Annotated in this window: 12 protein-coding genes and 1 pseudogene; 7 read left to right on the top strand and 6 right to left on the bottom strand. The window is 63.3% G+C overall.

Features of this window, described 5'->3' with window-relative positions; genetic code table 11:
• Positions 1 to 37: 37 nt before the first annotated feature.
• Entirely contained in the window at positions 38 to 1,180 is a 1,143-nt protein-coding gene (gene aroB, locus V1288_RS13425) for a 3-dehydroquinate synthase (RefSeq protein ID WP_334357483.1), read from the bottom strand.
• Positions 1,177 to 1,809 carry a shikimate kinase gene (locus tag V1288_RS13420; protein ID WP_334357482.1) on the bottom strand — a complete coding sequence of 211 codons (633 nt, stop codon included), beginning with the start codon at positions 1,807 to 1,809 and terminating at the stop codon, positions 1,177 to 1,179. The genes aroB and V1288_RS13420 overlap by 4 nt, the downstream gene beginning before the upstream one ends.
• A gap of 143 nt (positions 1,810 to 1,952) precedes the next feature.
• Here V1288_RS13420 and V1288_RS13415 point away from each other — a divergent pair, with 143 nt between their 5' ends.
• The 4 genes from V1288_RS13415 (at position 1,953) to V1288_RS13400 (ending at position 6,171) form a co-directional block, all read left to right on the top strand.
• Positions 1,953 to 2,099: a histidine kinase gene (locus V1288_RS13415; RefSeq protein ID WP_334357481.1), complete on the top strand. Its 147-nt coding sequence runs from the start codon at positions 1,953 to 1,955 to the stop codon at positions 2,097 to 2,099.
• 67 nt (positions 2,100 to 2,166) lie between these two features.
• Positions 2,167 to 3,129 (top strand): site-specific tyrosine recombinase XerD, encoded by a 963-nt coding sequence (xerD, locus tag V1288_RS13410; protein ID WP_334357480.1) that lies wholly within the window; start codon positions 2,167 to 2,169, stop codon positions 3,127 to 3,129.
• 310 nt (positions 3,130 to 3,439) lie between these two features.
• Positions 3,440 to 4,402: an acetyl-CoA carboxylase carboxyltransferase subunit alpha gene (locus tag V1288_RS13405; RefSeq protein ID WP_334357479.1), complete on the top strand. Its 963-nt coding sequence runs from the start codon at positions 3,440 to 3,442 to the stop codon at positions 4,400 to 4,402.
• Positions 4,403 to 4,683: 281 nt separating this feature from the next.
• Entirely contained in the window at positions 4,684 to 6,171 is a 1,488-nt protein-coding gene (locus V1288_RS13400) for a L,D-transpeptidase family protein (RefSeq protein WP_334357478.1), read from the top strand.
• 105 nt (positions 6,172 to 6,276) lie between these two features.
• Here V1288_RS13400 and V1288_RS13395 read toward each other — a convergent pair whose 3' ends face one another.
• On the bottom strand, positions 6,277 to 6,537 hold the full coding sequence (locus V1288_RS13395; RefSeq protein WP_334357477.1) for a hypothetical protein: 261 nt from the start codon (positions 6,535 to 6,537) through the stop codon (positions 6,277 to 6,279).
• Between the two features lie 181 nt (positions 6,538 to 6,718).
• Entirely contained in the window at positions 6,719 to 9,556 is a 2,838-nt protein-coding gene (gene secA / locus V1288_RS13390; RefSeq protein ID WP_334357476.1) for a preprotein translocase subunit SecA, read from the bottom strand.
• 347 nt (positions 9,557 to 9,903) lie between these two features.
• Here secA and V1288_RS13385 point away from each other — a divergent pair, with 347 nt between their 5' ends.
• From V1288_RS13385 to V1288_RS13375, 3 genes are all read left to right on the top strand, one after another.
• Positions 9,904 to 10,815, top strand: a complete 912-nt coding sequence (locus V1288_RS13385) for a peptidylprolyl isomerase (protein WP_334357475.1) — start codon at positions 9,904 to 9,906, stop codon at positions 10,813 to 10,815.
• Between the two features lie 161 nt (positions 10,816 to 10,976).
• Entirely contained in the window at positions 10,977 to 12,236 is a 1,260-nt protein-coding gene (gene argJ / locus V1288_RS13380) for a bifunctional glutamate N-acetyltransferase/amino-acid acetyltransferase ArgJ (protein ID WP_334357474.1), read from the top strand.
• A gap of 15 nt (positions 12,237 to 12,251) precedes the next feature.
• Positions 12,252 to 12,662 (top strand): (deoxy)nucleoside triphosphate pyrophosphohydrolase, encoded by a 411-nt coding sequence (locus V1288_RS13375; RefSeq protein WP_334357473.1) that lies wholly within the window; start codon positions 12,252 to 12,254, stop codon positions 12,660 to 12,662.
• 131 nt (positions 12,663 to 12,793) lie between these two features.
• Here V1288_RS13375 and V1288_RS34060 read toward each other — a convergent pair.
• Both V1288_RS34060 and V1288_RS13365 read right to left on the bottom strand, forming a co-directional pair.
• Positions 12,794 to 13,136 (bottom strand): annotated as a pseudogene (locus V1288_RS34060) (transposase); the annotation flags it as partial.
• A 251-nt stretch (positions 13,137 to 13,387) separates the two neighbouring features.
• Positions 13,388 to 14,551 (bottom strand): mandelate racemase/muconate lactonizing enzyme family protein, encoded by a 1,164-nt coding sequence (locus tag V1288_RS13365; RefSeq protein WP_334361301.1) that lies wholly within the window; start codon positions 14,549 to 14,551, stop codon positions 13,388 to 13,390.
• Positions 14,552 to 14,587: the final 36 nt, after the last annotated feature.

Here is a 14,587-nt window from a genome sequence, read left to right as displayed (position 1 = left end):
GACGCCTGCGTCAAGCTGCGCCCCGACAATCCCGTCCTCATCCCGACAACTTCTGTTGCAGGAAATCGCGCACCGGCGCCGGCTCGACGTCGTTTGCGACCACTGCGCGGCCGACCGCCTGCAGCAGGATGAAGGTCAGCCTGCCGCGCTTGACCTTCTTGTCCTGCGCCATCAGCGCCATCAGCGCGTCGGCATCCGCAAGCCCCTCCTGGGCGAAGCCCGCGATGTCCTGCAAATGGGTCGGCAGGCCGACCGAAGCAAGATGGCGCTCGACGCGGGCGGCATCGGCTTCGGAGATCATGCCGAGCTTGGCGGAAAATTCCGCTGCCAGCACCATGCCGACGGAGACGCCCTCGCCGTGGAACAGGCGATCTGAAAAGCCGGTCGCGGCTTCCAGCGCATGGCCGAACGTGTGGCCGAGATTGAGCAGCGCGCGCTCGCCGTTCTCGCGTTCGTCGCGGGAGACGATCGCGGCCTTGGCGCGGCAGGAGGTCGCAATCGCATGCTCGCGCGCCGCGCCGCCGGAGAAGATGTCGGCGTGGTTGGTTTCGAGCCAGGTGAAGAAGGCTTCATCGCCGAGCACGCCATATTTGGCGACCTCGGCATAGCCCGCACGGAACTGGCGCGGCGACAGCGTGTCGAGCACCGATGTATCGGCGATCACCAGCACCGGCTGATGAAACGCGCCGAGCAGGTTCTTGCCCTGCGGCGAGTTGATGCCGGTCTTGCCGCCGACCGAGGAATCCACCTGCGCCAGCAGCGAGGTCGGCACCTGCACGAAATCGACGCCGCGGCGCAGGATCGCCGCCGCGAAGCCGGCGAGATCGCCGACCACGCCGCCGCCGAGCGCGATCACCAGATCGTTGCGCTCGATCCTGGCCGCGATCAACGCCTCGGAAACCTTTTCGAGCCCGGCATAGGTCTTCGACACCTCGCCTTCCTCGACGATGACGCGCGACGTCGGGATGCCGGCTTCCGTCAGCGAACGCTCGGCTTGCTCCAGCCAATGCTTGGCCACGGTGCGGTCGGTGACGATGGCGGTGCGCACGCCGGGACGCAACGCGGCGACGCGCGCACCGAGCGAGGCCAGCACGCCGCGGCCGATGACGATGTCATAAGCACGGTCGCCGAGAGCTACGTCGACGGTGATGTCGGCGGAATGTTTCAGTGGCGCAGTCATGGCGTAACGCTGATCCCGTCGGTTGTCGGCTGGGCAGAAGGCGCGCCGGCGCACAGCCGGCCGCGCAGCGCATCGATACATTCGTCGACGACGCGGTCGTGCGGCACGTCGCGCGAGCCGATCGTCAGGTCGGCGGTGCGATAGACCGGTTCGCGCGCTTCGAGCAGGCGGCTGACGGTGGCAACCGGATCCTCGGTCTGCAGCAGCGGCCGGTCGGCGCGGCGTCTGACGCGCTTCATGATCACGTCGACATCCGCCTTGAGCCAAATCGAGACCGCCTTGTCGCGGATGCGGTTGCGGGTCTCCTCGCGCATGAAGGCGCCGCCCCCGGTGGCGATCACGGCCGGGCCGCCATCGAGCAGCCGCGCGATCACCCGCGCCTCGCCGTCCCGGAAATGCGCCTCGCCATGGATTTCGAAAATGTCCGGGATCGACATCCCGGCCGCCGCCTCGATCTCGACATCGGCGTCGAGAAACGGCAGGCGCAGCCGGGCCGCCAGTCGCCGGCCGATGGTGGACTTGCCCGCGCCCATCATGCCGACCAGCACGATCGAGCGCCTTCCCAGCGCCGACGTGATGTCGGCCTCCTGGGCGGGACTCGGTTGTGCCGGTGCGGCGGTCTCGGACATCAAAAACTCGATCGTTTTGCGGGATTTGCCCGCGGCTGCGACACCTATACTACCCCCATCGATGCCGTTGCCAGAGACTCTTGCCACGGGGGTGGGAACATGTTGGATGATTTCATTGGTTAATTCGCCGCCCTGAGCGCCCTATGCCCAGTTTGTTCCGCTTTCTGACGGCCGTCGGCATCATCGCCGGGGTGATCTATGGCGTGATTTTTTCGCTGGCGAACTTCGTCACGCCAAAGTCACGGGAAATGACGGTCACCATCCCCGCAGACAAGTTCCTCAAGAAATAGCCGCTATCGTCTGATTTGTGAGGGACGAATTCGGGGAGAGGCATCTCGTTACGGAATGTCGGGGGCAATGCGTTCCAGCAAAACGGCCACAGACGCGAAACTGACCAACCTGTTCCTCGACATGCTCGCGGCGGAACAGGGGGCGGGCGACAACACGCTTGACGCCTATCGCCGCGACCTCACGGATTTTTCCGAATTTCTCGGCCGCAAGGGACAAAACTTTGCCGCCGCGGAGACCGACGTGCTGCGCGACTACCTCGCCGACCTCGATGCCCGCGGCTTCAAATCCTCCAGCGTAGCGCGCCGGCTGTCGGCGATGCGACATCTGTTCCGCTTCCTCCTGAACGAGCGCATCCGCAGCGACGATCCGGCGGCGATCCTGTCCGGCCCGAAGCGCGGCCGGGGCTTGCCGAAAGTGCTGTCGATCGCGGACGTCGACCGCATGCTGACGCGGGCCAAGGAATTGACGCTAGGCCAGAGCGCGTCGCCACAGCAACGGCTGCGCGCGATGCGGCTGTATTGCCTGCTGGAAGTGCTCTACGCCACGGGCTTGCGCGTCTCGGAACTGGTGGCGCTGCCGCTGTCGGCCTCGCGGCGCGACGCCCGCATGATCGTGGTCCGCGGCAAGGGCAACAAGGAGCGGCTGGTGCCGCTCAACGAAGCGTCGCGGCAGGCGATGGCCGACTATCTCGCCGCGATGGAAGCGCTCAAACCTGAAAAAAAGAAAAACGCCGTCGCATCAAAGTGGCTGTTTCCCTCCTTCGGCGAGAGCGGCCATCTGACGCGGCAGCATTTTGCCCGCGACCTGAAGGAACTGGCAGCGGCATCGGGCCTCGCGCCGCGGCTGGTCTCGCCGCACGTGCTGCGCCATGCCTTTGCCAGCCACCTGCTGCACAATGGCGCCGACCTGCGCATCGTGCAGACGCTGCTCGGCCATACCGACATCTCCACCACGCAGATCTACACCCATGTAGTCGAGGAGCGGCTGAAAAGCCTGGTGCGCGACCTGCACCCGCTGGCGGAGAAGTAAGGCGCGTAGCCAGTGTAGCCCGAATGGAGCGCAGCGAAATCCGGGGTCTTGCAGCAAGCAGCGGTCCCGGATTGGCTCCGCTCCATCCGGGGTACGGGAATGCATTCGGCGATCAAGTCTGACTGACGCCTTGACTTCCGCGGCGTCTCCCCCGAAACAGCCGTCTCCCGCCCGCGGCCTTGTTTGGCGCGCTTTCGGCAAACCGGGTCATCCGGACCGAGATGCATGCTAAATCATTGAAGATGCGCGCTTTCCTTAAGCGAATCGAAACCGCTTCGCCTCAAAGCACGTTGTTACCTATATTGTCTCGATGCCGGATCAGATGCGCAGCTATCTCGACTTTGAAAAACCCGTCGCCGAACTCGAGGCCAAGGTCGATGAATTGCGCGCGCTGGCGGCATCCGGCAGCGACATCGGCGATGAGATTTCGCGCATCGAGGACAAGTCGCAGCAGGCGCTGGCTGACCTCTATGCCAATTTGACGCCGTGGCAGAAGACGCTGGTGGCGCGCCATCCGCAGCGCCCGCACTTCACCGATTTCGTCAGGGCGCTGATCACGGAATTCACGCCGATGGCCGGCGACCGCAAGTTCGCCGAAGATGAGGCGCTGATGGGCGGTTTCGGCCGCTTCCGCGGCGAGGCGATCTGCGTGGTCGGCCAGGAAAAGGGAGCTACCACCGACGGCCGCATCAAGCACAATTTCGGCATGGCGCGCCCCGAAGGCTATCGCAAGGCCGTCCGGCTGATGGAGATGGCGGACCGTTTCGGCATTCCCGTGCTGTCGCTGGTCGATTCCGCTGGCGCCTATCCCGGCATCGGCGCCGAGGAGCGTGGCGTGGCGGAAGCCATCGCGCGCTCGACCGACACCTGCCTCTCGCTCGGCGTCCCCAATGTCGCGATCATCACCGGCGAGGGCATGTCGGGCGGCGCCATCGCCATCACCACCGCGAACAAGGTGCTGATGTTCGAACACGCGATCTACAGCGTGATCTCGCCGGAGGCGGCCTCCTCGATCCTGTGGCGCGACGGCACCAAGGCGCAGGAAGTCGCCAACGGCATGAAGATCACCGCCCAGGACATGCTGCGCTTCGGCGTGATCGACCAGATCCTGAAAGAGCCTTCCGGCGGCGCCCATCGCGATCCGGCCGCCATGATCGCGGCCACGGGCGATGCCATCGCGGAGGCCTTGAACGACCTCCGCAATCTGGACGCGGCCGGCATCCGCCAACATCGCCGGCAGAAATTCCTCGATATCGGCCGCAAGCTCGGCTGATTAGCCCTGGTCCCCTTTGGATCGAGCGGCCGGCCCGGCATCCCATTCGTTACCGCCGCCTTAAAGGTGCTTTATTTCGCCGAATCACTTGATTCGGCCCTAATTAGGCCCCGACCCCGTTCTTTAAACTCTGTTGACCATGCCTGCCGTGGAAGCGGCTGGCGCATCGCGTTCGGGTTGCGGCGCGGAGGGTCAAAGGATACTATTTTATGCAATGGCTTCAGGGCATGTTCGCTGTGATTTGGGGTGCGAAAATGCCCGGTGGGTGTGGAGCTTAGCCTTTGATTAACCGCTCGCTGGTTCGCGCGCTCGTCACGTCGGCTGTCCTCGCGGGCGCGGGCGGGCTGCTGGCCAGTTGCAACGGCGATGACATCTCACTGGCCAACAACGCCAAAGCCAACCAGCCGGTCCCGCCGAAACTGATCGCCGACATGGCGGCGAAAGATATGGACCTGCAATCGCCGATCCTGGTCCGGCTGTTCAAGCAGGAAGCCGAACTGGAGATCTGGAAGCAGGACCGTTCCGGCCGCTTCGCGCTGCTCAAGACCTATCCGATCTGCCGCTGGTCGGGCGATCTCGGCCCCAAGGTCCGCGAAGGCGACCGCCAAGCGCCGGAAGGCTTCTATTCGATCTCGCCGGCGCAAATGAACCCGCAGTCGGCCTATTATCTTTCCTTCAACACCGGCTATCCCAACGCGTTCGACAAGGCGCTCGGCCGCACCGGCTCGCAGTTGATGGTGCATGGCGACTGCTCCTCGCGCGGCTGCTACGCGATGACCGACGAGCAGATCGCGGAAATCTATTCGCTGGGCCGCGAATCCTTCTTTGGCGGCCAGAAGTCGTTCCAGTTGCAGGCCTATCCGTTCAAGATGACGCCGGCCAACATGGCCAAGCACCGCAACAACCCGAACATGCCGTTCTGGAAAATGATCAAGGAAGGCAATGATCATTTCGAGGTGACGAAGCAGGAGCCGAAGGTCGATTTCTGTGAAAAGAAGTACGTGTTCGATGCCGTCAAGCCGCCGAACGCGACGCGTGACCCGGTGTTCGATGCTTCGGCCAAGTGCCCGGCCTATGTGATTCCCGACGAAGTCGCCGACGCCGTGCGCGAAAAGCAGGCCACCGACCTCGCCGAAACCGCGCGGCTGATCGCCAAGGGAACGCCGGTTGCCCGCACCAACACCGGTATCGACGGCGGCATGCACCGGGTATTTGCCGCGCGCGTCCCTGAGGGCAACACCGGCCTTTCGGAACCCGGCGACGGCTCCCTGTCGCTGATGGCGCGAGCCCCTGGCACCATTCCATCCCACGTCAATCCGCCCAGGGCGCCGGCCGAGAGCCGTACGCCGTCGGAGAATCTGCTGACTGGCGCGCCGGAACAGCCGAAGCTGGTCGCCGCGGCAGCTCCCGCAACAGCGCCGGCGCCTGCTCCGACACGCGTCGCCAATGCGGCGCCAACCGCGCAGAATGACGGATTCTTCTCCAATCTCGCCCGCAAGGTCGGCCTCGGCGGCGCAGCCGACGCCACCGCCAGCACGCCGCCTTCGCAACCGAAAGCGCCCGAGGCCAAGCGCAGCGAGCCGCCACGGCCGGAAGCGCCGAAGGCTACGGCGCCGAAGCCCGACGCCAAGCATGCTGCCGCCAGCCGACCGCCGCTGAAACCGTCGGTGGATACCCCGGCCCCCGCCGCCAAAGACAATCTGGTCTCCGGCTCCGCACCGATCGTGTCGACGAACTCATTCGACAGCCGCTTCGGGGCGGTGAAGTAGGAACTTCCCGTTCTCTGCCGGCGCAGGAATCGTGGGTGAACCATCGGCATCGAGAAAACTCGCCCGAGCCCAGGCCCGAGCAAGTTTGCTCTTCGTCGGCTCAAATCAATAGCGATAGCAGACGTTGACCGGGCCGTAGGGAGTCCATTTCCAGCAACTGTTGTACGCGTAGAAGCGATGGCCATACCCGAAGTGACCGTGTCCGAAATGACCATGCCCAAAATGGCCGTGGCCATGGCCGTGACCGCCATGCCCGCCGTGGCCGCCATGACCACCGGCGAAAGCCTGACTTGGGAGGGCGAAAGAGGCGGTGGTCAGCGCCAGAGCCGCGACAGCGGCCGTAATCGTGCTCTTGATCCTGGTCATGAACGTCTCCTGGTTGTGCAGCGCGAGGATCGCTCTGCGATGATCCAACCTAGAGGAGCCGAATGCGATACGATGTGACTTCGGTCACGCACACATCGTGACCCAATCAGGACAGCCTTCCATCAACCGCGCGTTTCTGCTCGGTGCTGATTGTCGAACGTAACCTGACCAGCAGCCGCTTTCAGGCGTATTTGCCGTGGCAGTGCTTGTACTTCTTGCCGCTGCCGCAGGGGCAATCCTCGTTGCGGCCGATCTTGCCCCAGCTCGCGGGGTTTTTCGGATCGCGATCGGCGGCGCCGACTTCAGGCACCAGCGAGACGTTGGCGAAGGCCATCTCGTCCTCGCCGGTATTGGGATCGAACTTGTGCGCCTCCATCGCCGGGAGCACCGGCTGCTGCTCTTCCGGCGGCACGATCTCGACGCGCATCAACTGCGCGGTCACCGCCTCGCGCAGATGCGCGGTCATCGCCTCATACAGGCCGAAGGCTTCCGACTTGTACTCCTGCAACGGATCGCGCTGGCCGTAGCCGCGCAGGCCGATCACCTGACGCAGGTGATCGAGCATGATCAGGTGCTCGCGCCAGAGGTGATCCAGCGTCTGCAGCAGGATGGTCTTCTCGACGTAGCGCATCACCTCGGGGCCCCACTGCGCCACCTTGGCCGCCATGTGCTCGTCGACGCGCTGCTCGATCCGCGTCAGCAACTCCTCGTCGGCAATGCCCTCTTCCTTGGCCCATTCCTCGACCGGCAGGTCGACGTCGAGCACGCGCTTCAGTTCTTCCTTGAGGCCTGCAACATCCCACTGCTCGGCATAGGCGTGTTCCGGCACATGCTTGACGACGATGTCGTCGATGAAGTCATGACGCATGTCCGCGACCATTTCGGCCACGCTGTCGCTCTTCATCAGCTCGACGCGCTGGTCGAAGATCACCTTGCGCTGGTCGTTCTGGACGTTGTCGAACTTGAGCAGGTTCTTGCGGATGTCGAAGTTGCGGGCTTCGACCTTCTGCTGCGCTTTTTCCAGCGCCTTGTTGATCCAGGGATGGATGATGGCCTCGCCCTCTTTCAGGCCGAGCCGCTGCAGCATGGTGTCGAGCCGGTCCGACCCGAAGATCCGCATCAGATCGTCTTCCAGCGACAGGAAGAATTTTGAGCGTCCGGGATCGCCCTGACGGCCGGAACGGCCGCGCAACTGGTTGTCGATACGGCGGGATTCATGCCGTTCCGAGCCCATGATGTAGAGTCCACCCGGCCTGGTGATGGTCTTGGCCGGCTTGCTGCCCTTGGCCGGCTCGACTTCGATGACGTCCTCGGCTTTCAGCACGATCTCGCGGAAGCGTTCGATGTCGGCCTTGATCTGTTCGATCTTTTTGGCCTTCTCGGCCTCGTCGGTAATGTCAGCGGTCTCCTGCAGGATCCGCATATCGAGCGAGCCGCCGAGCTTGATGTCGGTACCGCGGCCGGCCATGTTGGTCGCGATCGTGATCGCGCCGGGGACGCCGGCTTCGGCGACGATATAGGCTTCCTGTTCGTGGAAGCGCGCGTTCAAGACCGCAAACAGCTTTGCAGGCTTGCCGGCACGCGCCGCGGCGTAAAGCTTCTCCATTCCGGATTGCGAACCGAAATCGATCTGCTTGTAGCCGTGCTTCTTCAAGTAATCGGCCAGCACTTCCGACTTTTCGATCGATGCGGTGCCGACCAGCACAGGCTGCAGCCGCTTGTTGGCGCGCTCGATCTCGGCAAGAATCGCGGCGTATTTCTCGTTCTGGGTGCGGTAGACTTCATCGTCCTCGTCGAGACGCGCGACCGGCACGTTGGTCGGGATTTCCACGACCTCGAGCTTGTAGATGTCGAACAGTTCGTCGGCTTCGGTCAGCGCCGTACCGGTCATGCCCGAGAGCTTTTCGTACATCCGGAAATAGTTCTGGAACGTGATCGAGGCCAGCGTCTGGTTTTCCGGCTGGACCTGGACGTGCTCCTTGGCTTCCAGCGCCTGGTGCAGGCCTTCGGAATAGCGGCGGCCCTGCATCATGCGGCCGGTGAATTCGTCGATGATGACGACTTCGCCGTCGCGGACGATGTAGTCCTTGTCGCGGGTGAACAGCGAGTGCGCCCGCAGCGCCTGGTTGATGTGGTGAACGACCGAGACGTTCTCGACATCGTAGAGCGATTCGCCCTTGAGCTGTCCGGCGTCGCGCAGCAGCGTCTCGATCTTCTCCATGCCGGCTTCGGTCAGCGTCACCGTGCGCTGCTTCTCGTCGACCTCGTAGTCGGTCTTGTCGAGCTTGGGGAAGAAGGTGTCGATGGTGTTGTAGAATTCCGAGCGGTCGTCGAGCGGACCGGAGATGATCAGCGGCGTGCGCGCCTCGTCGATCAGGATCGAGTCGACTTCGTCGACGATGGCGTAGAAATGGCCGCGCTGGACCATGTCCTCCAGCCGGTATTTCATGTTGTCGCGCAGATAATCGAAACCGTATTCGTTGTTGGTGCCGTAGGTGATGTCGCGCGAATAGGCTTCCTTGCGCTCGGCATCGTCGAGGCCGTGCACGATCACGCCGACGGTCAGGCCGAGGAACTGGTAGATCTGGCCCATCCATTCGCTATCGCGGCGGGCGAGGTAGTCGTTGACGGTGACGACATGGACGCCCTTGCCGGCCAGCGCGTTGAGATAGACCGCGAGCGTCGCCACCAGCGTCTTGCCTTCGCCGGTCTTCATCTCGGCGATGTCGCCCTCATGCAGCACCATGCCGCCGATCAACTGGACGTCGAAATGCCGTTGGCCGAGGGTGCGCTTGGCGGCCTCGCGCACGGTGGCGAAGGCCGGCACCAGGATGTCGTCGAGCGTCTTGCCGTCGGCGAGTTGCTGGCGGAATTCGCCGGTGCGGGCCTTCAGCGCCTCGTCGGAAAGCGCGGCGAGTTCCGGCTCAAGCACGTTGATGGCGTTGACACGGGACTGATATCCCTTCACCCGCCGGTCGTTGGCGGAGCCGAAAAACTTGCGGGCGAGCGCGCCGATCATGCCAATTCCTGCCTTTGCCGTTACTTGCGTTGCAAGCCGTGACGTGGTGCACCAAGTTGCCTATCAACTCACCGTGACGCATCGCGGCAAATACCCCGTTCCGGGGCATCATCCGCCTAGTGAGTGGGAATTAAGCAATCCAAGGTTCAACGGCAAAAAACGCAGTAAAATAAGCGCTGTCGCCGCCGTACGATCCGGCACAGATATGGCCGGGTCCGGACCTTGTCAACGTGCGTCATCTGTCAAGGAATTCATCATTTTGACAGACTTTTCGCGTTGCCAAGGCCGCATGATTGGGCGAGTGTCCCGCCGCCTTTGCCGCCCCCTCTTCAAGACAAGGATTTTCCATGACCACCTCGTTCCCGGAAACGAAAACCGGCCTGCGCTTCGGCCTCGCCTCCCTGGCCGCGACGGCCTGTCTGGCTGCGATTCTGGCCGCCAGCCTGCCGGTTCGTGCCCAGGACAACCCCATTCTCGCCAAGGTTAACGGTGTTGAGATCCGCCAGAGCGACGTCGCGCTCGCGGAAGAGGAACTCGGCCCCAGCCTCGCGCAAATGGACCCGGCAACCAAGAAGGACAACGTGCTGGCCTTCCTGATCGACCTGAAAATCGTCGCCAAGGCCGCCGAGGACAAGAAGGTCGAGAATTCCGAAGACTTCAAGAAGCGCCTGGCGTTCAGCCGCAGCCGCCTGCTGATGGACAGCCTGCTCGCAACCGAGGGCAAGGCTGCGACCACCGACGATGCCATGAAGAAGGTCTATGAGGAGGCCGCCAAGCAGATCACAGGCGAAATGGAAGTCCACGCCCGGCATATCCTGGTCGAGACCGAGGACGAGGCCAAGGCGATCGCGGAAGAACTGAAGAAGGGCGGCGACTTCGCCGAACTGGCGAAGAAGAAGTCCAAGGACCCCGGCGCCTCCGATGGCGGCGATCTCGGCTTCTTCACCAAGGAACAGATGGTGCCGGAATTCTCCGCCGTCGCGTTCACGCTCGAGCCCGGCAAGATCTCGGACCCCGTGAAGTCGCAATTCGGCTGGCACCTCATCAAGGTCGAGGAAAAGCGCGCCCGCAAAGCGCCCGACTTCGAGCAGGTCAGGGCTCAGATCGAGACCTATGTGACGCGCAAGGCGCAGGCCGAATACGTCGCCAAGCTGCGTGAAGCCGCCAAGGTCGAGCGCATGGACAAGCCGGCCGAAGCCGCCAAGCCGGACGCGGCAAAGCCCGCTGATTCCAAGATGGCGCCCCCGGCGAAGAAGTAAAAAATCGCTGTCACTTCTTCGAGACCGATAGTATCTACCATCGTCATGGCCGGGCCGAAGCGCCCGGCCGTTCCATGTCTGGGGACCTGCTGACCGGCCCTGAAGGCGTGGATGGCCGGGCCAGGTCCGGCTACGGTTGATCTGGTCGAAGAAGGTGCCCCATGTCCACACCCGTCTCCCCTCTCGCGCCGACCGATGTACCCGAGATGCCCGCGATCGCGGGCGTGAAGCTCGCAACCGCCGCAGCGGGCATCCGCTACAAGGGGCGAACCGACGTGATGCTCGCCGTCATGGACAAGGGCACTACGGCGGCCGGCGTGTTCACCAGGTCGAAATGTCCGTCCGCTCCGGTCGAATGGTGCCGCGCCAAACTCGGCCGCGGCGGATCTTCCAAGAGAGGATTTGCCCGCGCGCTGGTGGTGAATTCCGGCAATGCCAACGCCTTCACCGGCAAGACCGGCAAGCAATCGACGGCGCTGACCGCGCAAATCGCGGCGAAGGCGGTCGGCTGCGCCACCGGCGACGTGTTCCTCGCTTCCACCGGCGTGATCGGCGAACCGCTCGACGCCACCAAATTCGACGGCGTGCTGGCGACGTTGAGTGAGGCCGCCACACCCGACCACTGGATGGACGCGGCAAGAGCGATCATGACCACCGATACTTTCCCGAAGGTCGCCACCGCCACGGTGAAGCTCGGCAAGGCCAAGGTCACCATCAACGGCATGGCCAAGGGCGCCGGCATGATCGCGCCCGATATGGCGACCATGCTGTCCTTTGTGTTCACCGATGCGCCGCTGTCGTCCGCCGTGCTGCAGTCGCTGCTCAAGGGCGGCGTCGAGGATACGTTCAACGCCGTCACCATCGACAGCGACACCTCGACGTCGGACACCCTGCTCGCCTTTGCGACCGGCGCGGCCACAGCCCACGGCGCACCGAAGATCAGCCGCGCCAGCGACCCGCGCCTGAAGGCGTTCGCCAAGGCGTTCCGCGACGTGCTGGCCGATCTTGCCGAGCAGGTGGCCCGCGACGGCGAAGGCGCGCGCAAGCTGGTCGAGGTGATCGTCGAAGGCGCGACCACCAAGACCTCGGCGCGCCGAATCGCGATGTCGATCGCGAATTCGCCGCTGGTGAAGACGGCGATCGCCGGCGAGGACGCCAATTGGGGCCGCGTGGTGATGGCCGTCGGCAAGGCCGGCGAGCCCGCCAACCGCGACAAGCTTTCGATCTCGTTCAACGGCATCCGCGTCGCCAAGAGCGGCGCGCGCGATCCGTCCTACAACGAGGCCGAAGTTTCCGAGGTGATGAAAAATCCGAAGATCCAGATCAAGGTCGCGCTTGGCCTGGGCAAGGGCCGCGACCGCGTGCTGACCTGCGACCTCACCAAGGAATATGTCGCAATCAACGGCGACTATCGGTCATGAGCGAGACAGTGGCGCATGGCTGACATCAAGCTCACCCTCGTCGTCGCCTGCGCCCTCGTCGACGCCGACAAGCGCGTGCTGCTCGCACAGCGCCCGAAAGGCAAGGCGCTCGCCGGCCTGTGGGAGTTTCCCGGCGGCAAGGTCGAGCCCGGCGAACGGCCGGAGCAGACCCTGATCCGCGAGTTGCATGAAGAAATCGGCATCGACGTCAGCGAGCCGTGCCTGGCGCCGCTGACCTTTGCGAGCCATGCCTATGACAGCTTTCATCTGTTGATGCCGCTCTACATCTGCCGGCGCTGGGAAGGCTTGGTGATCGCGCGCGAAGGCCAGCAACTGGCCTGGGTCCGCGCCAACAAGCTGCGCGATTACCCGATGCCCCCCGCGGACATTCCGCTGATCCCGCATCTGATCGATTTGTTGATGTGAGGTGGCGCATACCGCTGTCATGCGCAGCGCCTCTTCGGCGGCACGCAGAGCCCAGACACAAAATCGCGAAAACAACCCCATGCAAAGTAGAATGGCAGCACTCCTGCTGCTTGCGGACGGGCTGGTTAGTCGCCCCGTGACCGTTCCATCGACTGTCTCTGGTTCCTGGTGATGCACGCCCCATGCTGATGCACGTGAACAATGGAGGTGTCGATCATCTGCATCATGGGCGGCGGCAAGCGCACCTTTGATGCGGCTCCAGACTCCGGCCCGCCGCCAGCGAACAAAGCCGTTGTAGCAAGTTGTGTAGGGACCAAACGCTTCCGCGTGGATCGCGCCAGGGTGCTCCGGGTCGCAAGACCCAGCAGATGCCTTGAGGACACGACGATCGTTTACCCGAGGAACGCCACGCGGCTTGTTGAGCAGCATCGGCTTGATGGCAACCCAGTCATAATCGGCGAGTTCATAGCGCATGATTCGAGCCTCCCCGTTTGGGAGTTTGAATCACAGGCGTCCGGGCAAACGCAACGTGCCTGGCCCGGGCTCGGCTTTGGCGCTTTCGGGGTAATGCTGACATCGACTAGTCCACACGCGCCGGCGAATCTGTCGAAAATGACCCGTAGCAGACGTGCCCCGTCGAATTTGAACGTCCGCTACAGATCCAGGAGGTCCGATAAAAAAGACGCACATGCAGCCTTCTAAGGCTGCATGTGCGCGTCCAAAGCCTATTCGGCGAGTTCGCGCATTACCTTGATCAGATCGGACTTACCTTCAAAGCCGATGCCGGGAAGCTCTGGCATGACGATGTGCCCGTTCTCCACCTTCACGCCATCCGGAAAGCCGCCATAGGGCTGGAAGAGATCCGGATAGCTTTCGTTACCCCCGAGCCCGAGCCCCGCGGCGATGTTCAAGGACATTTGATGACCTCCGTGCGGGATGCAGCGAGAGGGCGACCACCCAAACTGATGAAGCACGTCGAGGGTACGCAGGTACTCAACCAGACCATACGACAGCGCACAGTCGAATTGCAGCCAGTCACGGTCCGGTCGCATTCCGCCGTAACGCAGAAGGTTGCGGGCATCCTGATGCGAAAAGAGGTTCTCGCCAGTTGCCATCGAGCCAGGATAAAACTCCGAGAGAGCCGCCTGGAGCGCGTAGTCGAGCGGATCGCCGACTTCCTCATACCAGAACAACGGGTACTGGCGGAGCATCTTGGCATAAGCGATGCCGGTTTCGAGATCGAAGCGACCATTGACGTCGACAGCCAGTTGCGCCTCCGACCCGATCTCGGTCAGCACCGCCTCGATGCGCCGTTGATCCTCGTCGATCGTAGAGCCGCCGATCTTCATCTTGACGACGTTGTAGCCGCGGTTGAGGTAACCGCGCATTTCGGCCCTGAGCGCGGTATTATCCTTGCCCGGATAGTAGTACCCGCCGGCAGCGTAGACGAAAACACGCGGATTGGCTTCGCGTCCCTTCTGCTCGGCGAGCAACCTGAACAGCGGCTTGCCTGCGATCTTGGCCGTAGCGTCCCAAAACGCCATATCGAGCGTTCCGACGGCCACCGAGCGCTCGCCGTGGCCGCCGGGCTTCTCGTTGCTCATCATCACCGCCCATAGCTTGTGCGGATCAAGGTTGTCGCCGGCCTCGTTCAGGACGCTCTTGGGATCCGCCTCGAGAATGCGATTGCGGAAACGCTCACGGATGAGACCGCCTTGGCCGTACCGACCGTTCGAGTTGAAGCCGTAGCCGACCACGCGCCGTCCGTCGCGCTCTACGTCGGTCACCACCGCGACGAGGCTGGCAGTCATCTTCGAGAAGTCGATATAGGCATTCCGTATGGGCGATGAGATCGGCTTGGTGATTTCGCGGACGTCAACGATGCGCACGGTATTCTCCTGGTCTGTTGGATGTTTCGAATTTCT

Origin of the sequence: Bradyrhizobium sp. AZCC 2176, from assembly GCF_036924645.1 — a bacterium.
GTDB lineage: Bacteria > Pseudomonadota > Alphaproteobacteria > Rhizobiales > Xanthobacteraceae > Bradyrhizobium.
The sequence above is the reverse complement of the archived record's forward strand: the minus strand, read 5'-3'. Positions and strand labels throughout refer to the sequence as shown.

What these genes read in the sequence shown, in the direction of transcription:
- secA (WP_334357476.1), bottom strand. Translation starts at nt 9,556, where the DNA reads ATGATCGGCGCGCTCGCCCGCAAGTTTTTCGGCTCCGCCAACGACCGG.
- V1288_RS13415 (WP_334357481.1), top strand. Translation starts at nt 1,953, where the DNA reads ATGCCCAGTTTGTTCCGCTTTCTGACGGCCGTCGGCATCATCGCCGGG.
- aroB (WP_334357483.1), bottom strand. Translation starts at nt 1,180, where the DNA reads ATGACTGCGCCACTGAAACATTCCGCCGACATCACCGTCGACGTAGCT.
- V1288_RS13375 (WP_334357473.1), top strand. Translation starts at nt 12,252, where the DNA reads ATGGCTGACATCAAGCTCACCCTCGTCGTCGCCTGCGCCCTCGTCGAC.
- V1288_RS13395 (WP_334357477.1), bottom strand. Translation starts at nt 6,537, where the DNA reads ATGACCAGGATCAAGAGCACGATTACGGCCGCTGTCGCGGCTCTGGCG.
- V1288_RS13405 (WP_334357479.1), top strand. Translation starts at nt 3,440, where the DNA reads ATGCCGGATCAGATGCGCAGCTATCTCGACTTTGAAAAACCCGTCGCC.
- argJ (WP_334357474.1), top strand. Translation starts at nt 10,977, where the DNA reads ATGTCCACACCCGTCTCCCCTCTCGCGCCGACCGATGTACCCGAGATG.
- xerD (WP_334357480.1), top strand. Translation starts at nt 2,167, where the DNA reads ATGCGTTCCAGCAAAACGGCCACAGACGCGAAACTGACCAACCTGTTC.
- V1288_RS13385 (WP_334357475.1), top strand. Translation starts at nt 9,904, where the DNA reads ATGACCACCTCGTTCCCGGAAACGAAAACCGGCCTGCGCTTCGGCCTC.
- V1288_RS13420 (WP_334357482.1), bottom strand. Translation starts at nt 1,809, where the DNA reads ATGTCCGAGACCGCCGCACCGGCACAACCGAGTCCCGCCCAGGAGGCC.